Origin of the sequence: Faecalicoccus pleomorphus DSM 20574 (assembly GCF_000420345.1) — a bacterium.
Classification (GTDB): domain Bacteria; phylum Bacillota_I; class Bacilli_A; order Erysipelotrichales; family Erysipelotrichaceae; genus Faecalicoccus; species Faecalicoccus pleomorphus.
In genome coordinates, this window is the sequence record NZ_ATUT01000009.1 from 44,768 (window position 1) to 65,935 (window position 21,168).

Consider the following 21,168-nt stretch of genomic DNA (forward strand, 5'->3'; position numbering starts at 1 on the left):
CTTTACTTTATTCATTATATGCATTTCTTTCCATTTGACAATCTAAAAGACATTCCACTATAATTCAGTCATGGAAAAAGAGTATTTATATCAGACAAGCGATCCCCTGCGCATTGAAGAAGCCCAGAAAAAAATGCCCGATGCCTCTTCAATCGAGCAATTGGCTGACTTCTATAAGGTCATGGGAGATACGACACGTTTAAAATTGTTGATGGCATTGGAAACCGGCGAGTTTTGTGCCAGTGATTTAGCCAATGTATCCCAGATGACACGCAGTGCAGTTTCCCATCAGTTGAAAACTCTCAAAAGCAATAAACTGGTCAAGAGTCGTAAAGAAGGAAAAACCGTCTATTATTCTTTAGATGATGAACACATACATTCTGTCTTAAAAGTTGCGTTAGAACATATTCTTGAATAAAGCACAAAAACAGCCGTTTGGCTGTTTTTTTCTTATCCTATTCTTCAATAGCGGCAATGACTTCTACTTCCACCAGAACTTGTTTAGGCAGTTCTTTGACAGCTACACAGCTGCGGGCCGGTTTTTCAGTGATATACGATGCATAGGCTTCATTAAAAGCCGCAAAATCTTTCATATCCGCTAAAAAGCACGTTGTCTTGATGACCTTGGAAAAGTTGGTTCCTGCTTCTTTTAAAATCTGTTCCAGATTTTTTAAGACCTGATTAGCCTGACTTTGAATATCACTGCCAACGATTTCACCGGTAACAGGATCCAAAGGAACCTGACCGGAAGTATATAGAACACCATTATGCACGACAGCCTGTGAATAAGGACCGATCGCAGCCGGTGCTTTCTCCGTATGTATTTTCTTCATGAAATCCTCCTATAATAACTTAAAGCCTGCTTTGGTAAGACCTTCACGCACCGCTTTGATATGTTCAAAATTGCGTGTTTCCAGATTAATACGTAATACACAATCAGTAATATTGCTGCCTTCGCTGGCTTTTTCATAATAAACACTGTTGACGTTAGCGCCATATTGCGCAATTGTAGCCGATACGCCCTGCAGCTGACCCGGTTTATCTTCCAGCTGAATGACTAAGGTATCACTACGACCCGATTTCAACAAGCCTCGTTCGATGACTTTAGAAAGAATCGTTACATCAATATTTCCTCCGGAAAGAATACAAACCACATTCTTTCCTTTGACCGGCACTTTATTAAACATCACAGCAGCCACCGAAACGGCACCGGCCCCTTCTGTGATCAGCTTTTGATTTTCAATTAGAGAAAGAATGGCACCAGCCACCTCATCATCACTGACAGTTACGATATCATCTACATATTTCTGACAAAGATCAAACGTGTGTGTACCCGGCTCTTTAACTTGAATACCATCCGCAATTGTATTGACACTTTCCAGTTGAATGATCTGCTCTTCTTTTAAGGACTGCACCATGCTGGCAGCACCCTCAGCCTGCACACCATACACCTTCACATTGGGATTCAAGCTTTTGATTGCAAAGGCAATGCCACTGATCAGACCACCGCCGCCAACCGGTACGACAACCGCATCCAGATTCGGCAGCTGTTCCAGCAGTTCCAGACCAATTGTTCCCTGTCCGGCAATCACATCTTCATCATCAAAAGGATGAATAAAGGTATAACCACACTGATCTCTTAACTCTAAAGCACGATTATATGCATCATCATAAACGCCTTTGACTAACTCTACCTTGGCACCATAGCCCTTGGTTGCTTCCACTTTGGAAATCGGAGCTCCATCCGGCAGACAAATAATTGAAGGAATACCATTTTGTGTAGCCGCAAACGCTACCCCCTGCGCATGATTACCGGCGGAACAGGCAATCACACCTTTTTTCTTTTCTTCTTCCGAAAGCTGTGAAATCTTATAATAAGCACCACGAAGCTTAAATGATCCGGTATTTTGAAGATTTTCAGTTTTTAAATATACGTTGGCTTCCGGATTGATTTTCGGAGCGTGCAAAACGTCCGTTTTTCGAGCTACACCCTTGAGCACATAACTGGCATGATAAATTTTATCAAGACTTAGCACGTGACATCCTCCTTTTCTTCTAAAGCTGACAATTGTTCCACCAACTGTCTGGCCGCTCTGGCCGATCGTCCGGCTTTTCGCAAAGCAAACTGCTCTGCCTTTAAAGCCAAGACTTCACGATCCATCGTAAGACCATATTGATCTGCCAAGCCATAGACGATATCCAAATAAAGATCCTTCTTTGGCTTTTCATAATACACTTTCATCCCAAAGCGTTCTGAAAGAGAAATCGTTTCCTGCATCGTATCATTGCGGTGGATCTCATCTCCCTGTCGGGACTGGAACGTTTCTCGAACGATATGGCGACGATTGCTTGTCGCATAGATTACCGTATTGTTGGAACGTACCGATACACTTCCCTCCAACACAGCTTTTAAAGCACTGAAATCATCATCGTTTTCCTGAAATGACAAATCATCAATAAACAATATAAATTTTAAAGGATTTAAAGCTAACACATCCAATAGTTTTGGCAGCAGATGCAGTTCTTTTTTACCTAACTCGATCAAACGAAGTCCCTTAGAGGCATATTCATTGGCTATGGCTTTGACCGTAGCACTCTTGCCTGTACCGGCATCACCGTACAAAAGAACATTGCTGGCCATATTTCCATGCAGTAAAATCTCAGTATTGGCGATAACCTGCTGACGTTGCAGATCATAACCGATCAAATCTTTAAAAGTAATTGGATCCGGATAGGCAACCGGTTTTAAATAGAAGCCCGGTTTTTCTTCTGTTTCTTCTAAGCGGAATGTCATAAAACGCGCATATTCGCCAAAACCAAACTGGTCAATATGTTCTAAGCGCTCCAGATAAATGGTCTTTAAATCAATAGATTCTACGCTCCAGTTGGCCTTAAATCCCTTCATTTTGAAAGCTTCCGGTTCCATTCGTGACATTTCTTCCAGAATATCCAATTCAAAAGAAGCCGCTTCACGAATAGAGTACGGGATACTTTTTTGGGAACATGCCATAGAAACCAGACAGTTCTCTAAAGATAGTACTTTTGAAACTAGATATCTTGTCCAGTTATCCGTATTTTGTTCATATAAAGAACTCACAAATGTCGCATAACTCTCCAAGTCCTCTTTTCGTAATAAACGATAGAAGTTTTGAATTACTTTATCCTTTTCCAGTTCTTTAAATACGGTAAAAGCCTGAACATCACTAATGATCTTTAAACTCATCGGTTGATTATAGCTCCTTTATCGGCACTGCTGACAAGCTTCGCATAGCGTTTTAAGTAACCTGTCACATTTTCTTTTTTCAGAATCGGCATTTCTTCTCTACGCTTTGCCAGTTCTTCTTCGCTGACCTTTAAGGTAATTGTATGATTTGGAATATCGATGGCAATTAAATCACCATCTTTGACATAGGCAATCGTGCCCCCGGAAACAGCTTCCGGCGAAACATGACCAATGCTGGCACCTCTAGTCGCTCCGGAGAAGCGCCCATCTGTAATCAATGCCACTTCTTTATCCAATCCCATACCGGCAATTGCACTTGTTGGTGACAACATTTCCCGCATGCCCGGTCCACCGGCTGGGCCCTCATAACGAATCACAACGACATCGCCGGCTTTAACTTCTTTTCCAAAAATTCCTTTGATGGCCTCTTCTTCGCTGTTATAGACTTTGGCCGGACCTTCATGCACCAACATTTCTTCAGCCACTGCACTGCGCTTGACAACACAGCCATCTGGTGCCAAATTTCCATATAAGACCGCAATACCGCCTGTCTGTGAATATGGCTTATCGATAGGTCGAATGACTTCTGGATTTTTGTTGATGTGACCAACCAGATTTTCCTTTAACGTCTTTCCGGTACAAGTCATGACATCCGTATAAAGCAACCCTTTTTTATCCAGCTCATTTAAGACTGCATAAACCCCACCGGCAGCATCCAGTTCCTCAATATACGTTGGACCGGCCGGTGCCAAATGACAAAGATTTGGTGTCTTGGCACTGATTTCGTTGACCTTCTTTAAATCAATCTCAATACCACATTCATTGGCGATAGCTGGCAGATGCAACATCGAATTGGTTGAACATCCTAATGCCATATCCGCTGTTACTGCATTATGGAAAGCTTCTTTTGTCATGATGTCTCTTGGACGAATGTTTTGGCGATACAACTCCATCACCTGCATACCCGCATGTTTTGCCAGTTCAATACGCTTGGAGTAAACCGCTGGAATCGTACCATTGCCGGCCAGTCCCATTCCTAAGACTTCGGTTAAACAGTTATGTGAATTGGCGGTGTACATACCGGAACAAGAACCGCAGGTCGGGCAAGTGTTCAATTCATATTCTTTCAGCTTTTTGCCATCAATCTTTCCGGCCTGATAAGCTCCAACCGCTTCAAACATACTGGATAAAGATGTTTTATGTCCATCGATTCGTCCAGCTAACATCGGTCCACCGGAAACAAAGATCGTCGGTACGTTGATACGAGCAGCAGCCATCAAAAGACCAGGCACGTTTTTATCACAGTTAGGAATCATGACCAGGGCATCAAAAGCATGCGCCAAAGCCATTGCTTCCGTTGAATCCGCAATCAAATCACGTGTCACCAGAGAATAACGCATACCGGCATGTCCCATGGCGATACCATCACAAACCGCAATGGCCGGGAAAACGATTGGTGTACCTCCGGCCATAGCCACTCCCATTTTTACTGCTTCGGTAATCTTATCCAGGTTCATATGTCCGGGTACGATTTCATTATATGAGCTGACAATTCCTACTAAGGGCTTCTCAATTTCTTCATTGGTCAATCCCAGAGCATGCAACAAAGAGCGCTGCGGGGCTTTATCAAAGCCTTCCTTCATAGCTTTACTTGACATCTCGTTTAATTCCTCCTATTAAAGCATTAGACAATCCAGAGGATTGTCTAATGAAAAATACTAGTTATTGATCAGCTTGTCTTCATCAGACCAGCTGTATAAAGAACGTACTTCTTCTCCGACTTTTTCACAGTCATGATCGGCTGCTTTTTTACGCAGCGCATTGAAGTGTACACGGTTTCCATATGGTGACATTTCCAACAAGAAATCCTTGGCAAATGTTCCATCTTGAATATCGGTCAAAATCTTCTTCATAGCTTTCTTTGTATCTTCAGTAATGATCTTTGGTCCGGTGATGTAATCACCATATTCAGCTGTATTGGAAATAGAATAACGCATTCCCGCAAAACCAGACTGATAGATCAAATCAACGATCAGCTTCATTTCATGAATACATTCAAAGTAAGCATTCTTTGGATCGTAGCCGGCTTCACAAAGCGTTTCGTAACCAGCCTGCATCAAAGCACAGACACCACCGCAAAGAACTGCCTGTTCTCCAAATAAGTCTGTCTCAGTTTCAGTTTTAAATGTCGTTTCCAATACACCGGCACGACTTCCACCAATTCCGGCCGCATAAGCTAAACCAAGATCCCAGGCATCCCCTGTGGCATCCTGTTCTACCGCAATCAGACAAGGAACCCCTTTTTCTGCTTCATATTCACTACGTACAGTATGTCCCGGCCCTTTTGGTGCAATCATAATTACATTGACATCCTTAGGTGGAACGATACATCCAAAATGAATATTGAAACCATGGGCAAACGCCAATGTCTTTCCAGCCGTTAAATTCGGAGCAATTTCACTTTCATAAACTTGTTTTTGTTTTTCATCCGGAATCAGGATCATGATGATATCACTGACTTTTGTCGCATCCGCAACGCTCATAACTTCCAATCCCTGTTTTTTCGCCTTTTCAATAGAACGGCTTCCTTCGTACAACCCGACTACTACATCCACACCGGAATCTTTCAGGTTTAGAGCATGCGCATGCCCCTGAGAACCATAACCGATAATGGCTACTTTCTTTCCATCCAGTTTCTGGATATCACAATCCTGCTGATAATAAATTTTAGACATTGTAAACACTCCTTTTCTTTACTCTTTACATTTTTGACTGTCTTCAAATGTTTGCGTTTCTGAATTTAAATACTTACAACCTCTTTCCAAAGAGGTAATACCGGTCCGACACATCTCCAAAATTCCCAATGGTTTAACTACGGTGATAAACGCTTCGATCTTCGATGTGTTTCCGGTAATTTCTACACATAGTGTATTCGGAGAAAAATCAATGATCTTTCCTCTGAAAATATCCACGGCCGACAAAATATCACTTCTTGTCTCCTGCTTGTTTCTTAATTTGATCAACGCCAATTCTCTTCGAACGCTGTCTTCCTCCGGCATTAACTTTACTTCATGTACGTTATAAAGCTTTCTGGCCTGTTTCATGATCTGTTTACGTGTGGCATCATCACCCTGTGCACAGATTGTAACACGAGAAAAGCGAGGATCTTCGGTTCGTCCAACCGTCAAAGAATCAATATTGAATCCACGGCGGGTGAACATAGAACTGATACGTGTCAATACACCGGACTTGTTATCAACAAGTAGGGCAATCACAAAACGACTTTCCATCAGTTCTCCTCCATTTCCGTAATGATATCATCAAATGATCCCCCTGGTGGCAGCATTGGCAATACCATTTCATCTTTATCGATTAGACAATCCACCAAAACCGGGCCATTTGTATGCATTGCTTTTTCTATATTTTTATGAAGCTCATCCATATTGGTAATATGATACGATGGAATACCAAAGGCATCCGCCAATTTTTGATAATCTGGCATACCGGAAAGATTGGTCTGGGAAAAATGTTTGTCAAAGAACAGATTCTGCCATTGACGTACCATACCTAATACACCATTGTTCATGATGATGATCACGACAGGCGCCTGCAATTTAGACAAAGTAGAAAGCTCATTCATATTCATACCAAAGCTTCCATCTCCGGTAAATAAAACTGTTTTCTTCCCCGTTGCCAAAGCAGAACCGATAGCAGCTCCCATACCAAATCCCATGGTACCCAAACCACCGCTGGTAATAAATGTACGAGGTTTATTGAATTGGTAATACTGAGCGACCCACATTTGATGTTGTCCTACATCTGTCGCAATCGGCATATCCGGTGTCGTATATTTTTGAACTTCTGTAATAAGTGTATAAGGATTTAAGGTATCTAAAGAAACTGTCCTTTCAAACTGTTGGGATTCTTCCTGTTTTAGCGCTTCGATTCGCTTCTGCCATTCTACATTGGACTTCGTTTCCAACATCGGTAAAAGCTCCTGTAAGGCTTCTTTGACATCGCCGCCAATTCCTAAATCCACAATAATGTTTTTATCCACTTCTGCACGATCAATATCAATATGTACGATCTTTGTTCGGTTTCCATATTTATTGACATCACCGGTAGCACGATCCGAGAAACGAGCACCAATAACAATCAATAGGTCAGCTTCGCTCAAAGACTTGGAGCTGGCGTAATGTCCATGCATTCCTACCATTCCCAAAAAGCGAGGATTGTTATGATATACAGAAGAAAGTCCCATCAAGGTAGAACCGATTGGTGCATCCATAACGTTGGCAAGCTGCTCAATTTCCTGCGTTGCATCAGCTACTAAAGCACCGCCACCTACATAAATAAATGGTCTTTGGCTTTCCTTGATCATCTTGGAAAGTTTTTCCAGCTTATGCGTTTTAGGTTTACGTTGCTCTTCTTTTTCTACAACCGGCATCTTCGTATATTCATATTCGGCAATCTGTACATCTTTTGGAATATCGATTAAAACCGGTCCCGGTCTTCCAGACTTTGCAATTTGAAAAGCATGTCGAATCGTATCCGCTAAATCCTCAATTCGTTTCACAAAAAAGTTATGTTTTGTCACAGGAATCGTAATGCCTGTAATATCCACTTCCTGAAAACTGTCTCTTCCAATCAATGAATTCGGTACATTTCCTGTAATCGCCACCAACGGCACAGAATCCAAATAGGCCGTGGCAATCCCCGTCACAAGATTTGTGGCACCCGGCCCGCTTGTCGCAATCACGACGCCAACACCACCGCTGCTTCTGGCATACCCATCCGCCGCATGAGAAGCTCCCTGTTCATGAGCTGTCAGGACATGATGTATTCGATCATCCGCTTCATAGATCGCATCATATAAATTGATGACCTGACCGCCAGGATAACCAAACACAAATTTTGTTCCCTGCTCAATCAACGTTTCAATCGTGATCTGCGCTCCCGATAGTTTCATGTTCTCACCTTTCTTTTCTAATATCGACTATTATAACAGAAAATTCTTTCATTTCACACACATTTTGAAACTTTTTTCATACTATTTTCATTGTTTTCAAAAACTATACAAATCTGCTTTAAACTGATACACTTATTCCATGAAAATGATTATTAGCCCTGCCAAACAAATGAAGATTTGCGAAGATGATCTCTTGCCTCTTTCGACCCCTCGTTTCTTAGACAAAGCAGCCTATCTTCTACATCAGCTTCAATCCAAAAGCTATGAAGAGTTAAAAGAAATCCTGCAATGCTCCGATAAGCTTGCTGCAGAGGCCTATCAAAACTATCAAACCTTCCGATTTGATCAAAACCCTTCTGCCGCTATATTAACGTATAAAGGAATTCAATACCAGTACATGGCACCTCAAATCTTAGAAGATGCATCACTTTCTTATCTGCATAATCATCTTTTTATCCTGTCCGGTTTATATGGAATCCTTAAACCTTTTGACGGCATTGTAAAATATCGTTTGGAAATGCAGGCAAAACTGCCAAATTCTTTATATGACTATTGGACAGATGATTTAGCTAATACCATCGATGACAATGTGATCTTAAATCTAGCCAGTGAAGAATACGCCAAATGCATACGCCCTTATAAACCTTTGATCGATGTACACTTTTACGAACAATTACCCAATAAAAGAGTAGAAAAAGGCGTTTATGTCAAAATGGCACGAGGCCAATTGGTACGTTTTCTGGCAGAACATCAAATAGAATCACTAGATGATGTGAAAAAGTTTCGTGAAAGTGGCTATGAATTCGATGAAGAGACAAGCACAGAAACTATATTCAATTTTGTCAGAAAATCAAATAACCACGAATTGAACATAAAAACCAAGCATAGTAAATGAGGCCTAAAAATACAGAGGTCTCATTTTTTGTTTTAAATTGGTTGCTTTCAACTTTTTAATGCATCTGTATGGATTTTAAAATAGCCGGTCTTAATGAAGCTTCTACTTCTAATAAGTCCATAGCTTCTTCTATATTGGAAACAACATGTTTTTTGATTAAATTCTGTACATTATTTATCGAAGTGATTAGACTTCCTTCTTTTATACCTCTTTCCATACCTTCATCTATTCCTTTTTCCCAGATCGCATCGCTGAATGTACACATCTTTCTCATCTCACTTTCTTCTTTGAACATTATACCATACTTCTTCTCTAGGATTTCTATCCTCTGTTCATAGCTTCTTTGCGATAGAAACAAGATCTCCAGATACTCCATAATACTTTTTTCATCGCTCAGGATCTCTTCCATGCTCTTATGATCGCTGTCGTTTCCGGGGACACAGTAATATGATCTCCATCAGGTCATAAAACTCTTTTGCATGTTTAAGATGGCCCACAATGTTTCTTTCTTCGATCCTGTATGTATTGATCGTATTGTTCTTATACCTCGCATGGTGCAAACAGATCCAAAGTGTGATTACCTTCTGAAGGTTGTCAAAGTCATCTTCTTCAAAACCTTCCGGATCGTTTCTTTGTCGGGCTACCATTCTTGTGGCGTAATAAAAGCCTCGATGAAACAGATCATTGGTACCGGGATCCATTCCCTGTGGTTCGATATCGATCCACATAGAATTGTTGTTTTGTGGATTTTTGATCTTATAGAGAAGATCATAGCGGATCATACTTCCCCTGATACTTTGATTCTCCACATTTTTACTGATCATCTTGTCATGACTTTGTTCCTCATCCAGCAGCTCCTGTATCTTTTCCAGGGAAAGATCTTTATATTCTTCCAGACATTCCTTAAAAATATAGGCCAGGATCTGTTTATACGACAGGATCTTTTTACACTGTTCATCATACAATCGTTTTGCTTCCCGCATGATCTCTTTCCATTCTTTTTGGTCTTCCATTTGTGCTTCCTCCTTTTCTCTACACTATTAGATACGTATGAAAAAGAGAAAACTATTAAAAATTCCTTTAGAAACAGTAAGGATTAACTAATTTATGATAAATCTAGAATAAAAGAGGACAAAAAATAACGGCATTACACCGTTACTTTTGTCTTATATTCATTTAAGATTTGTTTGAGATCTTCCATTGCCTGCATACCGGAACAAAGGTTTTTAAACTCTCTGGCATTGGGCAAGCCTTTTAAATACCAGGAGGCCAATCCACGCATCTCACGAATCGCAATGGACTCTCCTTTGGCATCCACCAGTCCTTGTGCATGATCCAGACAAATTTGAATACGATCTTCGATTGAGAATTCATGTTTTTGTCCGGTTAAAGAATCTACACATTCCTGAATCAAGAAAGGATTTCCGATAATGCCTCGTCCGATCATGACACCATCACACCCTGTCTCGCTTAGCATGCGATGAAAATCTTCTACACTTCGTACATCTCCATTGCCGATGACCGGAATCGAGACCGCATCTTTTACTGCTTTGATATAAGACCAGTCTGCTTTTCCTTCATACATTTGAGAGCGTGTTCGACCATGTACCGCAATGGCTTTAACGCCGACTTTCTCCATGGCCCTGGCCAGCTCTACACAATTGATATGATCTTTATCAAAACCAATGCGCATCTTTACGGTCACTGGTTTTGATACGCTCTGTACAACTTGTGCCATCAATTCTTTTGCGTATTCAATATCTTTCATTAAATAACTTCCGGCCTTAGCTTTGATCACTTTATTGACCGGACAACCCATATTAAAATCAATGATATCGCAATCGGTTTGCGTATCCAGAAATTTAGCTGCATACACCACTGTATCCATATCATGACCAAAAAGCTGAAAGCTGACAGGATGTTCATGGGAATCGCACCGACACATTTCAAAAGTTTTTTTCGATGCATAGTATAAAGCTTTATCACTGACCATTTCATTGCATACAAGTCCCGCTCCAAATCGTTTTGATATTCTTCGAAACGCAATATTGCTGACACCGGCAAGCGGAGCGACCACCACCGGATTTTCAATGTGAACTTTTCCTATATCAAACGTTTTTTTCATGTCTTTTATCCAAAATACTCTGCAATTCCTGTTCGGTAAATTCATAACGCTCATTACAGAAATTACAAGTCACTTTTGCTCCATGATCTTCTTCTATCATTGCTTTTAAATCTTTTTCATGCAGTGTGGAAAGTGCTCTTTCCATGCGTTCTTTGGAACATGGGCAGGAAAAAGAAACTTCCTGTACTGATAAAACGCGGGCATCTTCAAACATATCTTTTGCCAATTGCTCCAGACAGGAATCATCATATTCCTTCATCAATGTACTCATTGGTTTTAAGCCTTCTAAAACATGTTCACAAATGGATATATCTGCATCTGTCGCATCCGGTAATACCTGCAAAATCAAGGCACCGGCACTGACAACATTACCGCTGGGATCCACTAGAACGCCAACACTGACCGCCGTAGGTGTCTGTTCACTTTTCGTAAAGTAATACGCAAAGTCTTCTCCGATTTCTCCGCTGACAAGTTCAACGGTCCCGGAAAAGTTTTCCTGCATACTTAAATCTTTTGTTACCGTTAATGTACCTTCTTTTCCGACAACTGCTCCAACATCCAGCTTTCCACTTTCCTTGAATTCTGTATCTACATGTGGGTTGGAACAAAAGCCACGTACATTTCCGTCATGATAAGCATCCACAATCAAGGAGCCGATCGGGCCGTGTCCATTGATTGAAATTGTCAACATCTCTTTTTCATCCTTCAACATGCTTCCCATTAAAGAACCTACAGACAAAACTCTTCCCAATGCAGCACATGCACAAGGATACAAATCAAAACGATCTCTTGCCTCCTGCACCAAATCGGTACTTCTCACCATATAAAGGCGAATATGGTCCTGACAAACTAAAGCTTTACATAAAGTATCTTTCATTTTCTTTCCTCCAAAAGAAAAGACGTCTGAAACGCCTTAACTTTTCTTTTTTGTCAATTCATTCAGGGCATCATCCAAATCTTTTTGTTCGACTCCCTGTTTTGGTAATGGCGGAACTTCCTGCCCGCTTGTTTCTTCTGGTGTTTCCGGTGCTTCAGTTTTTGTTTCCGGATTATCCAGAGTACCATAATTCATCAAATTGTTGATTTCTTCATTCGTCAATGTTTCATGTTCAAACAAGTTTTTCGCGATCAGGTCTAAAAGATCACGATTTTCCGTTAAGATCTTTCGACACTGTGTATGACACTCATCAACGATGGCACGTACTTCTTTATCGATTTCATCAGCAACTCCATCCGAGTAAGAGCTTCCCTGCGTATAATCACGTCCTAAGAAAACATTGCCCTGTGGATCGGCATACTGAATCGGCCCCAGAGAAGACATACCGTAAACACGAACCATGTTTTTCGCAATCTTTGTCAACTGCTCAATATCGTTCACAGCACCGGCGCTCACTTCACCAAAGACTAGCTCTTCGGCTGTACGGCCACCTAAAAGACCGGTAATACGCGCGATAAACTCACTTTTACGATGGAAGTATTTTTCCTCACGCGGTGTCATTAAGTTATATCCACCGGCTTCGCCACGTGGAATGATCGTAACTTTTTGTACCATATCGGCATCTTCCAGCTTCAAGCCGATTACCGCATGTCCGGCTTCATGATACGATACCAGCATCTTATCTTTTTCTGTATATTTCTTGCTCTTTTTGGCCGGCCCCATCATTACACGGTCAATCGCTTCATCCAAATCATTCATCGTGATTTGTTTTTCTTTTTTACGCACTGCCAGAATGGCACCTTCATTTAACACATTGGCAAGATCGGCTCCGGAAAATCCCGGTGTTCTTTTCGCCAGATTTTCCAATGAAACATCCGTAGAAAGCTTCTTGTTTCGGGCATGTACCTCTAAAATTTCCTTACGGCCTTTTACATCCGGTAAGTTAACGGTTACACGTCTATCAAAACGTCCGCTTCGCAACAAAGCCGGGTCAAGTACATCCGGACGGTTAGTTGCCGCAATCACGACGATACCGATATTATCGGTCATACCATCCATTTCTACCAACAATTGGTTCAATGTCTGTTCACGCTCATCATTTCCACCGCCCATACCGGCTCCACGCTGACGCCCTACGGCATCAATTTCATCGATAAACACGATACATGGCGCACTCTTCTGGGCATTTTTAAACATGTCACGTACACGGCTGGCACCCGTACCGACAAACATTTCGACAAAGTCAGAACCGGAAATAGAGAAGAACGGTACGTTAGCTTCACCGGCTACCGCTTTGGCAAGCAGCGTTTTCCCGGTTCCCGGCGGACCTACCATCAAAATCCCTTTTGGGATATGTGCCCCCATGTCGGTAAACTTCTTCGGATTTTTCAGATAATCTATAATTTCTTTTACTTCTTCTTTTTCTTCTTCACATCCTGCCACATCTTTAAAGCGCGTCTTTACATTCGACTCCACACGGGCTTTGGATTTGGCAAACTCAAATGCTTTGTTGCTGCCGCCACCGCCCATTTTGGCAAACATGATATAGAAAAAGACTCCTATAATCACTAACGGTAGTATATTTGACAACAATGTGATCCAAATACTGGATTGATTTGGATCTTCTACCGTAATTTCTCCGCCATCATCCGTCAATGTTTCATTCAACCATTCCATATTGGATTCTGAATAAGGAATGATCACACTATAAGATATTTTTTCATCATGACGAGAATAGGTTCCATTCACATGGATGATGTTAGAGGAAATGGAAACGCGGCTATCACCAAAATCCGCATCCTCCGCTATTTTCTCAAATTGTGTATAATTCATTGTCCGTGTGGATCCTTGTGAACTGTAAAAGAACAGAGACAAGACGATCATGATCACAAACAACGTAGGCAAATAATTGATCCATTTTTTCATGGGCATCCTCCTTGGTTACTGGTAAACTTCAGGTTTCAGTATTCCTATGTAAGGTAAATTCCGATATTTCTGGTTGTAGTCTAAACCATAGCCCACTACGAATTCATTTGGTACAGGGAAGCCTGTATATTCTGCTTCGATATCCACAACTCTACGCTCCGGCTTATCTAACAGGCTGACAACTTTAACATCCTTGGCCCCTTTTCGCAAAAGCAGCTTTTTGACCTCTTTTAAAGTTCGCCCTGTATCAACGATGTCTTCTACGATCAAGACAGAACGTCCTTTACAAGAAAGGTCCATATCTTTGTCAATGCGCACATCTCCGATTGATTCAGTACCATCATAAGAGCTGACAGACATAAAGTCGATTTCACAGGCAAATGTGAAACGTTTGATCAACTCTGCCATAAACGGCACACTTCCCTTTAACAATCCGACGATGATCGGAATTTCTCCTTTCGCATTATAATCATTTTCAATTTCCTTTGCGAGTTCTTCGCAGCGTTCTTCAATTTGATCTTCACTTATCAAAACTTTTTGAATATCCTTACTGATCATAACATAATCTCCTTAAGATACGAATTTCATTGTATCATAAAAGCATTCGGTTTAACACTAAAATGTTGGACATCACAGCCTATTTTTGGTACAAAAATGATTCTTTTTTTACTGTTTTCTACAACCAGCCAATTTTTTCGTAAGATCCTTGGAATTTTTCTATCGATGAAGATACGATGGATCTTTTTGGTTCCCCAGACCATTTCGATCTTATCGCCGGCCTGCACATTACGAATCGTAATAGGAAAGTCCTTTGGATAGAGTGTGATCCCTTCGATTTTCCTTCCCGTTTTTTCAATGGAAAAGCCTTCATATTGACCATATTTCAAAGAAGTCAATTGAATGAAAACAGGCTTTTTTTTCTTTTGAAGATATAGCTTTTTATGATAGCTTTCCAGATCGTAATCTCCCAGATCGATCAAAGTATCGCTTTGCAGCTGCTTCATCAAATCCATACATTCCTTTTTGGAAAATCTTTTTTGTGTGAATTGAAAGAGCCATTCTTCTAAAAACAGCCAATCTGGCAAAGAATCCACACTTCGATCCCACGTGTCCAAAAATAAAGAAATCTGTTCTCTTTTCGTATTCCATTCTCTATTTTCTTTTTCAATCGTATGAAGCCATTCTTCTTTTTGGTCTTCTGAGAGTGTATCTACCAAGGAATGACGAATTTGATTACGGGTATAGTCATCCTTTAAGTTCGATTCATCGATTCCGAAAGGAATCCCATGGTCCAAACAATACTGCATACATTCTCTTTTACCAAGGCCAAGCAAGGGACGACAAATACGTATTCCTTTATACATACTTTCGGTTTTTAAGCCATAGGTTTCACAAAGCATATGCCGCTGTTTCTGAAAGAAATAGGTTTCCAACAAATCATCTTTTTGATGCGCTACATAAATCGTATCAATATGATATTTTAAAGCCAGCTCAACAAAAAAATCATAACGCACCTGCCGTGCCCAAGATTGAAAGTTACCAGCTTTCTCTTGTTTGGGCGCATATACAAACAAAGGAAGATGATGTTGGTCACAAAAATTGCGAACGATCTGTTCATCGCGATCTGCAGTATCTCTTTTATGATAATTGACATGTGCCACAATGACTTTTTTATCACACAGCTTTGCCAACAAGGCCATGCTGTCAGGGCCACCTGAACAAGCCACTATTCCTTGATATTGAACCATGCAACTATTTTATCATCCTTTTTGAAATGCTCCAATGCATTCGCTTATCCTTTTTTTGTCACAACATGATTACTGATTCATCCATAATGGTGATTCAAAAAGTTTTTCCACTTTTTTTAATAGTTTTTCATTTTTTACATATCTGATAATAGGGTATCGTTACAATAGAAGATGTTCAAGATATCAAAAAATTTTTTCGAGGACAAACTATAATGGATTATACAGAATTAAATCTTTTAAAAATGCCTGATATATATGGCAATACAAGCTGCAATCCATCCTTTCCCGCTTCATATGTCCTCAAAATAGAGATGTGGAAAATTTCATACTTTCGGGAGCAATCGGATTTGCCAGACAACGACTGCGATGACTTACCTTGTTTTTTAAGAAGAATCTTCCGTTTAGTCAGCTATTTTACTCTGTCCAATAAATTTGTTTCCATCCACGCAAACTCACTCAGTAAAACTCTTCAAAAGCACATAAGAAAACTTTATCAATACGATGAGAAACTCGACCATTTTCTAGTATCCATTCCTTTGATTGCACAGCTTGTAAGGAATCTTGATCCGCCCACATCTGCCTTTATACCTGGGCAAAAATATTGTCCATTGCCTGTAACAAATTCCGTGAAGCACAATTCATTATCGGCGGAAAAGCTGTTTACATAAAATGTAGAAACAATACAACACTACATACTTTTTATTCTTTTTACAATTTGTCCAGTTCGGGCAAAGAAAAAGAGAGTCCAATGGAACTTCAGAAAATCCAATTTTAATACAAATGCTGAAATATTTTAGAAATTAAAAAGCGAAAATACCCTGACAATTCACACGTTAGGGTATTTTCATAAATGGCTCTTTTAAATTGGAAATCTTTATATCTAGATTTTTAAACACCTATGCATTCACATACGCATTTTAAAATTTGTTGAAACTGTTTTCCCTTTGGATCGATATGCCCTTTGACATCAATAATACGTGCGGTATTGATCCATTTGGCATCATTTAAAAAGAGACATGATTCTTTGTAAAGGCCCGAAATCTCTCCCAAAGCGAAAAGATGGCTCTTCATTTTACGAATCGGTTTCCCTGTCATCGGCACTACAAACGCTTTATGGTGTTTAAACGCAAGAATCAATCCAAAATGCTGATAGCCAATCTCCATTAGGTAGGCCTGTCCAAAATCTATAAAACAAATATCGCCTTTACGAATTCGTATCTCCGGTAGAATTTCTTTATAGTTATATGTCTGTTTTCTTTGACAAAAATTCAACTTTGAAATCATATAATCATACACTTCATTCGGATTTAATGCCTTCAACATTTCCATTTCCTCTTTTTTTGCCTGATAAATCAATTGTTCTAGGGCACAAGCAGAGATGCCATATTCTTTTTGTTTAAGCCATTCTTTTGGTTCCATATTCTAATCAAAACAAAAAGATGTGACCAAAAAATGACACATCTCTATTTTTTTCGCTTATTTTTTAAACGTATCCCCTGCGCCTGTATCCAATGGCTCACACTTAGAATGGGATGATAATGGTTGGAGATCATTGATGATTTTTCAATAAAGAGTTCTACTCCAAACAGGATGGCAAGCATCACAAAGAAGCCAATCGTTCGATTGATCATGTAAACAAAGGCACTGACACCGAATAAAGAAGTCACCCCACATAGGATAATTACTGTATTGCGATGGCCAAACTGCCGCATCAAAAGATGATGAAGATGGCTTTTATCAGCCTGCATAAATCGTTGTCCTTTTAAGGTTCTGCGCAAAATGGCAGACAATGTATCAATAATGGGAACCATCAAAATCAGTACCGGCAAGGCAAGTGTCATGATCGTACTGGATTTAAAGCCCATGATCGATATAGTGGAAACCATGAATCCCAAGAATAGCGAACCACAGTCGCCCATAAATATACTGGCCGGATGGCAGTTATATACAAGAAAGCCTAAAATGCTGCTGGCAAGAATGAATGCCAAAGACATGATATCAAGACGTCTTTCGATGATAGCCATACTGCCAATGATGATCAGCACAATAACACACAATCCACCGGCAAGTCCATCTAAACCATCAATCAAATTAACCGCATTTGTGATGCCGATGATCCAAATCAAGGTAAACAGAACAGAAAAGATACCGATATCGATCGTTATGCCAAATGGGAGTCGAATGATATCAACACGAACCCCAAAATATATCGCAACAATAGCGGCAATCAGTTCCAGAAAAAGCTTCATACGGGGTTTTAGATCGATCAGATCATCGACCAGTCCCGCAAAAAACATGATACTTCCGCCAAGAATCACACCATTGATCGTTGAATCCACCTCAATAAACAAAGAAGCAACCACGATAAAAGAAAGATAGATGGCTACCCCGCCGATTCGGGAAATCAAGCCATGATGTACTGTTCTTTCATTTTCCTTGGCATAGGCTTTAGCCAAAACGGAATATTTTTTTACAAGTGGGGTCAGGATCAAGCTACCCATAAACGCTAACAAGATCCACTGCAGATCAATCATCCCTTCAGCTCCTTCATCGTATTGATGATATCATATTCCGGCATGTTTGTATGCAGTATCGTACAACCAAACGCTTGTTCCAAAAGTTGTCTTAATCCAAAACAATGCGCCAGACCTCCACTTAAAAGGAAACCATTTTTCAACAGCGCTTCTTTCATCTGCAAAGGTTGTTCCTTAAAACATTGTTTGGCCCAAAGTACGATCTGCTGCTCTATCATTTCCATTCCCGGCCACAGATCCCAGGCGCTGATAGAAATTCTTTGCATATGTTGATAACGATCCAGCGCTGTACAGGAAAGACGCACATTTTGATTTTTCCAAAAAGCATCGCTCGCCGCTTTTTTTAACGCCATCGCATCTTCATTGGAAATCAGACAGTTAGTTTTTGTCGCAACGATACGTTTGATCTGCTCATCCATACGACTTCCCGCAAAAAATATTTTCTTATATGATCGGCAAGTTCCGTTCACATAAATTCCCATTTCCGTATAAGAATGACCGGCATGAATTAAAAAACAAGCTTCTTTGGTCTGCAGTAAATCCATATTCGTGATGAACTTCACTTTTTTGATACCACTATCTAATAGAATGTGTTGCCATTTTGTGCGGTAGGCTTCATCATACCAATTTGGAACTGCCATCCAAATGCATGGCTTTAACAAAGATTGATCCGCCTGCAAGACATTCATACAGTTTTCAATCAGAGAATGAATCATGGAATCCACAGAATCTTCCCAGATTGGATAACGTATCTGCATCAAAGGGTCCTGGTAGATGCAGGAAATGGCCTCCTGTCCATAGAATAAAGGCTGATTATTTTTTACGGCAACGATCGTTCTTGTTTTGGCATCGGTATGTTTGGAACAATCATGCAAACGCAATTCATAAGCACCCGCATCTAATAAAAACCAGCGTTCAAACATATTTAAACACCCAATCCGTTATAGATCGTCAACGCTAATATGGCCTGTGTACAAAGATACGATAAGGCCAATGCGCATAAAAACATCAATAATGTCACTTTCGCAGGCTGCTTCACACGACAGAACTTATCGAACTGCACGGCACTGATCGCATAAAAACTCAGCACAAAGCACACAATATATAAAATAATTTCTACGATTGAATTGGCCATACTTCCTCCTAACCGATCGTAACGATCTGACTGAAATAGCCTTGATTTGAAAAATATTTCTGTGTCTGTAGTAAAACTTCCTGATTGAATGAAAACCCCATCAGACAGGAACCGGAACCGGTCATCATGACGCGATCCAAGTCAAACTTTTCCATCGATTCCTTTAATTCCTTTAAAGATGGCTGCAGCATAAATGCTGGTGTTTCCAATGCGTTCTGCATCGTTCTCATCAAAGAATTATAGTCTTTTTGTTCAATGCATTTCTGAATTTGTGATACATCTATAGAACATTGATCTCCACTCTCCCAAAGTTGGAAAGCCTGTGGGGTCGATATGCCAAACGATGGTTTGACTAAAAGGCAAGGCAGTTTCCAATCGGTTGTGATACATTCGATTTTTTCTCCGATTCCTTTGACTCTGGCGAATCGATTAACCATACAAAAAGGAACATCAGCACCAATACGAGCCGCAAGTTTTAATTGTTCATTCAACTCCATGGAAAGTCCTTCCATGGCACAAACAGCCTTAAATACAGCAGCCGCATCAGCACTGCTGCCGGCTAATCCGGCTTGATCGGGAATATGTTTGATCACATGAATATGATAATGAGACAAATCCGGCTTTTTCTCTTTTAAGACCTGTAAGGTTCTATGAATGGTTGAATTTTTTGGAAGGTTCATGGTATCGCATGTAATCAAATCTTGTTGGGATGGATGGATTTCTATTTCATTATATAAGGAAACCGGAGCCATGATCATATCAAGTTCATGATATTCGTTTTCCATGATTCTCACTACATCTAAAGCAAGATTCACTTTTGCCTGTGCCTTTATTTTCATGCCAACACCTCATACAACAAAATAAAATCATCTAAACTTAACTGCTGTGCTCTTGTATTCAAAGGAATACTCGCCTTAGAAAGCACTTCCTCTGCTTTTTTCTTATCTTTTAACCATTGGCCTAAATTGTTATAAATGGTTTTTCTTCTCTGCTGGAAACAAGCTTTAACCATCTCAAAGAAGAAATCTTCATTCTCCACACGATATTTATGATGGAAGGTAAACTGCACGACCATCGAATCCACATTGGGTTTTGGCCAGAATACATGACGCGAAACATCCATGATCTTCTTTACATCACAGCGATATTGAGTAATCACACTCAACGCATTGTATTCACTTTCACAATTGGTGGCCAAAAAACGTGCGCCCACTTCCTTTTGCATCATCACAGTAATTCGTTCAATCGGCTCTTTGGCTTCAAATAATTTAAAAAGAATAGGAGTCGTAATGTAATATGGCAAGTTGCTGGCAAAAACCACTTTTTGATGATCCTTACGTTTAGATGCGATCAATTCATCAATATCTGTACTTAATACATCCTGCAAGATGATTTCCAGATTCCCATCAATTTCCTGTTTTAAGATTTCCGGCAGTCTTGCATCAATTTCCAAGGCGATGACACGATCGGCTCTTTGGCATAAAAACTGTGTCAAGGCTCCAATCCCCGGTCCGATCTCAAAGACTAGCTCCGAGGGATCTTCTATAGCTGCCTGTGCGATCTTTTCCACGACCTTAGGCTCTATGATAAAGTTTTGTCCATAGCTCTTTTTCGTAAAGATTTGATATCTTTCCTGAATCTCTTTTGTCCTTTTGATCGTCGCAATCGGCTGCATA

General features: G+C 40.3%; 23 protein-coding genes. 3 read left to right on the plus strand and 20 right to left on the minus strand.

Annotated elements, in window-relative coordinates; translation table 11 throughout:
• The first annotated feature begins 70 nt into the window (after positions 1–70).
• Positions 71–418 carry an ArsR/SmtB family transcription factor gene (locus G413_RS0105445; RefSeq protein ID WP_022789915.1) on the plus strand — a complete coding sequence of 116 codons (348 nt, stop codon included), beginning with the start codon at positions 71–73 and terminating at the stop codon, positions 416–418.
• A gap of 37 nt (positions 419–455) precedes the next feature.
• Here the strand turns inward: G413_RS0105445 and G413_RS0105450 are convergent, their stop codons facing one another.
• Genes G413_RS0105450 through ilvB form a run of 7 tightly spaced genes read right to left on the minus strand, consistent with a single transcriptional unit; the run spans position 456 to position 8,192 of the window.
• Entirely contained in the window at positions 456–833 is a 378-nt protein-coding gene (locus G413_RS0105450; RefSeq protein WP_022789916.1) for a RidA family protein, read from the minus strand.
• 9 nt (positions 834–842) lie between these two features.
• The gene (gene ilvA, locus G413_RS0105455; RefSeq protein WP_022789917.1) at positions 843–2,036 is read right to left on the minus strand and encodes a threonine ammonia-lyase; all 1,194 of its coding nucleotides are present in this window, start codon (positions 2,034–2,036) and stop codon (positions 843–845) included.
• Positions 2,030–3,223 carry an ATP-binding protein gene (locus G413_RS0105460; protein WP_022789918.1) on the minus strand — a complete coding sequence of 398 codons (1,194 nt, stop codon included), beginning with the start codon at positions 3,221–3,223 and terminating at the stop codon, positions 2,030–2,032. Before G413_RS0105460 ends, ilvA begins: the two co-directional genes overlap by 7 nt.
• Positions 3,220–4,881 carry a dihydroxy-acid dehydratase gene (gene ilvD / locus G413_RS0105465; RefSeq protein ID WP_022789919.1) on the minus strand — a complete coding sequence of 554 codons (1,662 nt, stop codon included), beginning with the start codon at positions 4,879–4,881 and terminating at the stop codon, positions 3,220–3,222. The genes G413_RS0105460 and ilvD overlap by 4 nt, the downstream gene beginning before the upstream one ends.
• A gap of 60 nt (positions 4,882–4,941) precedes the next feature.
• The gene (gene ilvC, locus G413_RS0105470; protein WP_022789920.1) at positions 4,942–5,958 is read right to left on the minus strand and encodes a ketol-acid reductoisomerase; all 1,017 of its coding nucleotides are present in this window, start codon (positions 5,956–5,958) and stop codon (positions 4,942–4,944) included.
• An 18-nt stretch (positions 5,959–5,976) separates the two neighbouring features.
• Positions 5,977–6,513: an acetolactate synthase small subunit gene (ilvN, locus tag G413_RS0105475; protein WP_022789921.1), complete on the minus strand. Its 537-nt coding sequence runs from the start codon at positions 6,511–6,513 to the stop codon at positions 5,977–5,979.
• Positions 6,513–8,192, minus strand: coding sequence for a biosynthetic-type acetolactate synthase large subunit (gene ilvB, locus G413_RS0105480; RefSeq protein WP_022789922.1), 1,680 nt, complete (start codon positions 8,190–8,192; stop codon positions 6,513–6,515). Before ilvB ends, ilvN begins: the two co-directional genes overlap by 1 nt.
• Before the next feature lie 139 nt (positions 8,193–8,331).
• Here ilvB and yaaA point away from each other — a divergent pair, with 139 nt between their 5' ends.
• A complete protein-coding gene (gene yaaA / locus G413_RS0105485; RefSeq protein WP_022789923.1) occupies positions 8,332–9,087 on the plus strand; it encodes a peroxide stress protein YaaA in 756 nt (251 codons plus the stop codon).
• Positions 9,088–9,142: 55 nt separating this feature from the next.
• Here yaaA and G413_RS0105490 read toward each other — a convergent pair whose 3' ends face one another.
• The 7 genes from G413_RS0105490 to tilS all read right to left on the minus strand — a co-directional run bounded on the left by G413_RS0105490 (position 9,143) and on the right by tilS (position 15,823).
• Positions 9,143–9,496 carry a hypothetical protein gene (locus G413_RS0105490; RefSeq protein ID WP_022789924.1) on the minus strand — a complete coding sequence of 118 codons (354 nt, stop codon included), beginning with the start codon at positions 9,494–9,496 and terminating at the stop codon, positions 9,143–9,145.
• Between the two features lie 4 nt (positions 9,497–9,500).
• Complete coding sequence (locus G413_RS0105495; RefSeq protein WP_022789925.1) at positions 9,501–10,100, minus strand: hypothetical protein; 600 nt, start codon at positions 10,098–10,100, stop codon at positions 9,501–9,503.
• Positions 10,101–10,234: 134 nt separating this feature from the next.
• On the minus strand, positions 10,235–11,212 hold the full coding sequence (dusB, locus tag G413_RS0105500; protein WP_022789926.1) for a tRNA dihydrouridine synthase DusB: 978 nt from the start codon (positions 11,210–11,212) through the stop codon (positions 10,235–10,237).
• Positions 11,196–12,089, minus strand: coding sequence for an Hsp33 family molecular chaperone HslO (hslO, locus tag G413_RS0105505; protein ID WP_022789927.1), 894 nt, complete (start codon positions 12,087–12,089; stop codon positions 11,196–11,198). The genes dusB and hslO overlap by 17 nt, the downstream gene beginning before the upstream one ends.
• 36 nt (positions 12,090–12,125) lie before the next feature.
• Positions 12,126–14,075, minus strand: coding sequence for an ATP-dependent zinc metalloprotease FtsH (gene ftsH, locus G413_RS0105510; RefSeq protein WP_022789928.1), 1,950 nt, complete (start codon positions 14,073–14,075; stop codon positions 12,126–12,128).
• A 15-nt stretch (positions 14,076–14,090) separates the two neighbouring features.
• Positions 14,091–14,633, minus strand: a complete 543-nt coding sequence (gene hpt / locus G413_RS0105515; protein WP_022789929.1) for a hypoxanthine phosphoribosyltransferase — start codon at positions 14,631–14,633, stop codon at positions 14,091–14,093.
• Between the two features lie 26 nt (positions 14,634–14,659).
• The gene (gene tilS, locus G413_RS0105520) at positions 14,660–15,823 is read right to left on the minus strand and encodes a tRNA lysidine(34) synthetase TilS (protein WP_022789930.1); all 1,164 of its coding nucleotides are present in this window, start codon (positions 15,821–15,823) and stop codon (positions 14,660–14,662) included.
• 212 nt (positions 15,824–16,035) lie between these two features.
• Here tilS and G413_RS0105525 point away from each other — a divergent pair, with 212 nt between their 5' ends.
• Entirely contained in the window at positions 16,036–16,491 is a 456-nt protein-coding gene (locus G413_RS0105525; RefSeq protein ID WP_022789931.1) for a hypothetical protein, read from the plus strand.
• A gap of 220 nt (positions 16,492–16,711) precedes the next feature.
• On the opposite strand, the gene G413_RS0105530 is transcribed toward G413_RS0105525, so the two are convergent.
• Genes G413_RS0105530 through rsmA form a run of 6 tightly spaced genes read right to left on the minus strand, consistent with a single transcriptional unit; the run spans position 16,712 to position 21,167 of the window.
• Positions 16,712–17,242, minus strand: a complete 531-nt coding sequence (locus G413_RS0105530; RefSeq protein ID WP_022789932.1) for a hypothetical protein — start codon at positions 17,240–17,242, stop codon at positions 16,712–16,714.
• Positions 17,243–17,286: 44 nt separating this feature from the next.
• Complete coding sequence (locus tag G413_RS0105535; RefSeq protein WP_022789933.1) at positions 17,287–18,357, minus strand: MraY family glycosyltransferase; 1,071 nt, start codon at positions 18,355–18,357, stop codon at positions 17,287–17,289.
• Positions 18,354–19,280, minus strand: a complete 927-nt coding sequence (locus tag G413_RS0105540; RefSeq protein WP_022789934.1) for a rod shape-determining protein — start codon at positions 19,278–19,280, stop codon at positions 18,354–18,356. The genes G413_RS0105535 and G413_RS0105540 overlap by 4 nt, the downstream gene beginning before the upstream one ends.
• Positions 19,281–19,282: 2 nt before the next feature.
• Positions 19,283–19,492 carry a DUF1146 domain-containing protein gene (locus tag G413_RS0105545; RefSeq protein ID WP_022789935.1) on the minus strand — a complete coding sequence of 70 codons (210 nt, stop codon included), beginning with the start codon at positions 19,490–19,492 and terminating at the stop codon, positions 19,283–19,285.
• A gap of 8 nt (positions 19,493–19,500) precedes the next feature.
• Positions 19,501–20,331, minus strand: a complete 831-nt coding sequence (ispE, locus tag G413_RS0105550) for a 4-(cytidine 5'-diphospho)-2-C-methyl-D-erythritol kinase (protein WP_022789936.1) — start codon at positions 20,329–20,331, stop codon at positions 19,501–19,503.
• Entirely contained in the window at positions 20,328–21,167 is an 840-nt protein-coding gene (rsmA, locus tag G413_RS0105555) for a 16S rRNA (adenine(1518)-N(6)/adenine(1519)-N(6))-dimethyltransferase RsmA (RefSeq protein ID WP_022789937.1), read from the minus strand. The genes ispE and rsmA overlap by 4 nt, the downstream gene beginning before the upstream one ends.
• Position 21,168 lies beyond the last annotated feature (1 nt).

Bases quoted from the DNA above. Each gene is read 5' to 3' on its own strand.
- ilvD (WP_022789919.1), bottom strand. From the start codon at position 4,881: ATGTCAAGTAAAGCTATGAAGGAAGGCTTTGATAAAGCCCCGCAGCGC.
- hpt (WP_022789929.1), bottom strand. From the start codon at position 14,633: ATGATCAGTAAGGATATTCAAAAAGTTTTGATAAGTGAAGATCAAATT.
- ilvB (WP_022789922.1), bottom strand. From the start codon at position 8,192: ATGAAACTATCGGGAGCGCAGATCACGATTGAAACGTTGATTGAGCAG.
- G413_RS0105535 (WP_022789933.1), bottom strand. From the start codon at position 18,357: ATGATTGATCTGCAGTGGATCTTGTTAGCGTTTATGGGTAGCTTGATC.
- tilS (WP_022789930.1), bottom strand. From the start codon at position 15,823: ATGGTTCAATATCAAGGAATAGTGGCTTGTTCAGGTGGCCCTGACAGC.
- rsmA (WP_022789937.1), bottom strand. From the start codon at position 21,167: ATGCAGCCGATTGCGACGATCAAAAGGACAAAAGAGATTCAGGAAAGA.
- ilvC (WP_022789920.1), bottom strand. From the start codon at position 5,958: ATGTCTAAAATTTATTATCAGCAGGATTGTGATATCCAGAAACTGGAT.
- G413_RS0105540 (WP_022789934.1), bottom strand. From the start codon at position 19,280: ATGTTTGAACGCTGGTTTTTATTAGATGCGGGTGCTTATGAATTGCGT.
- G413_RS0105445 (WP_022789915.1), top strand. From the start codon at position 71: ATGGAAAAAGAGTATTTATATCAGACAAGCGATCCCCTGCGCATTGAA.
- G413_RS0105525 (WP_022789931.1), top strand. From the start codon at position 16,036: ATGGATTATACAGAATTAAATCTTTTAAAAATGCCTGATATATATGGC.
- ispE (WP_022789936.1), bottom strand. From the start codon at position 20,331: ATGAAAATAAAGGCACAGGCAAAAGTGAATCTTGCTTTAGATGTAGTG.
- dusB (WP_022789926.1), bottom strand. From the start codon at position 11,212: ATGAAAAAAACGTTTGATATAGGAAAAGTTCACATTGAAAATCCGGTG.
- hslO (WP_022789927.1), bottom strand. From the start codon at position 12,089: ATGAAAGATACTTTATGTAAAGCTTTAGTTTGTCAGGACCATATTCGC.
- G413_RS0105450 (WP_022789916.1), bottom strand. From the start codon at position 833: ATGAAGAAAATACATACGGAGAAAGCACCGGCTGCGATCGGTCCTTAT.
- G413_RS0105460 (WP_022789918.1), bottom strand. From the start codon at position 3,223: ATGAGTTTAAAGATCATTAGTGATGTTCAGGCTTTTACCGTATTTAAA.
- ilvN (WP_022789921.1), bottom strand. From the start codon at position 6,513: ATGGAAAGTCGTTTTGTGATTGCCCTACTTGTTGATAACAAGTCCGGT.
- G413_RS0105490 (WP_022789924.1), bottom strand. From the start codon at position 9,496: ATGGAAGAGATCCTGAGCGATGAAAAAAGTATTATGGAGTATCTGGAG.
- G413_RS0105545 (WP_022789935.1), bottom strand. From the start codon at position 19,492: ATGGCCAATTCAATCGTAGAAATTATTTTATATATTGTGTGCTTTGTG.
- yaaA (WP_022789923.1), top strand. From the start codon at position 8,332: ATGAAAATGATTATTAGCCCTGCCAAACAAATGAAGATTTGCGAAGAT.
- G413_RS0105530 (WP_022789932.1), bottom strand. From the start codon at position 17,242: ATGGAACCAAAAGAATGGCTTAAACAAAAAGAATATGGCATCTCTGCT.
- G413_RS0105495 (WP_022789925.1), bottom strand. From the start codon at position 10,100: ATGGAAGACCAAAAAGAATGGAAAGAGATCATGCGGGAAGCAAAACGA.
- ftsH (WP_022789928.1), bottom strand. From the start codon at position 14,075: ATGAAAAAATGGATCAATTATTTGCCTACGTTGTTTGTGATCATGATC.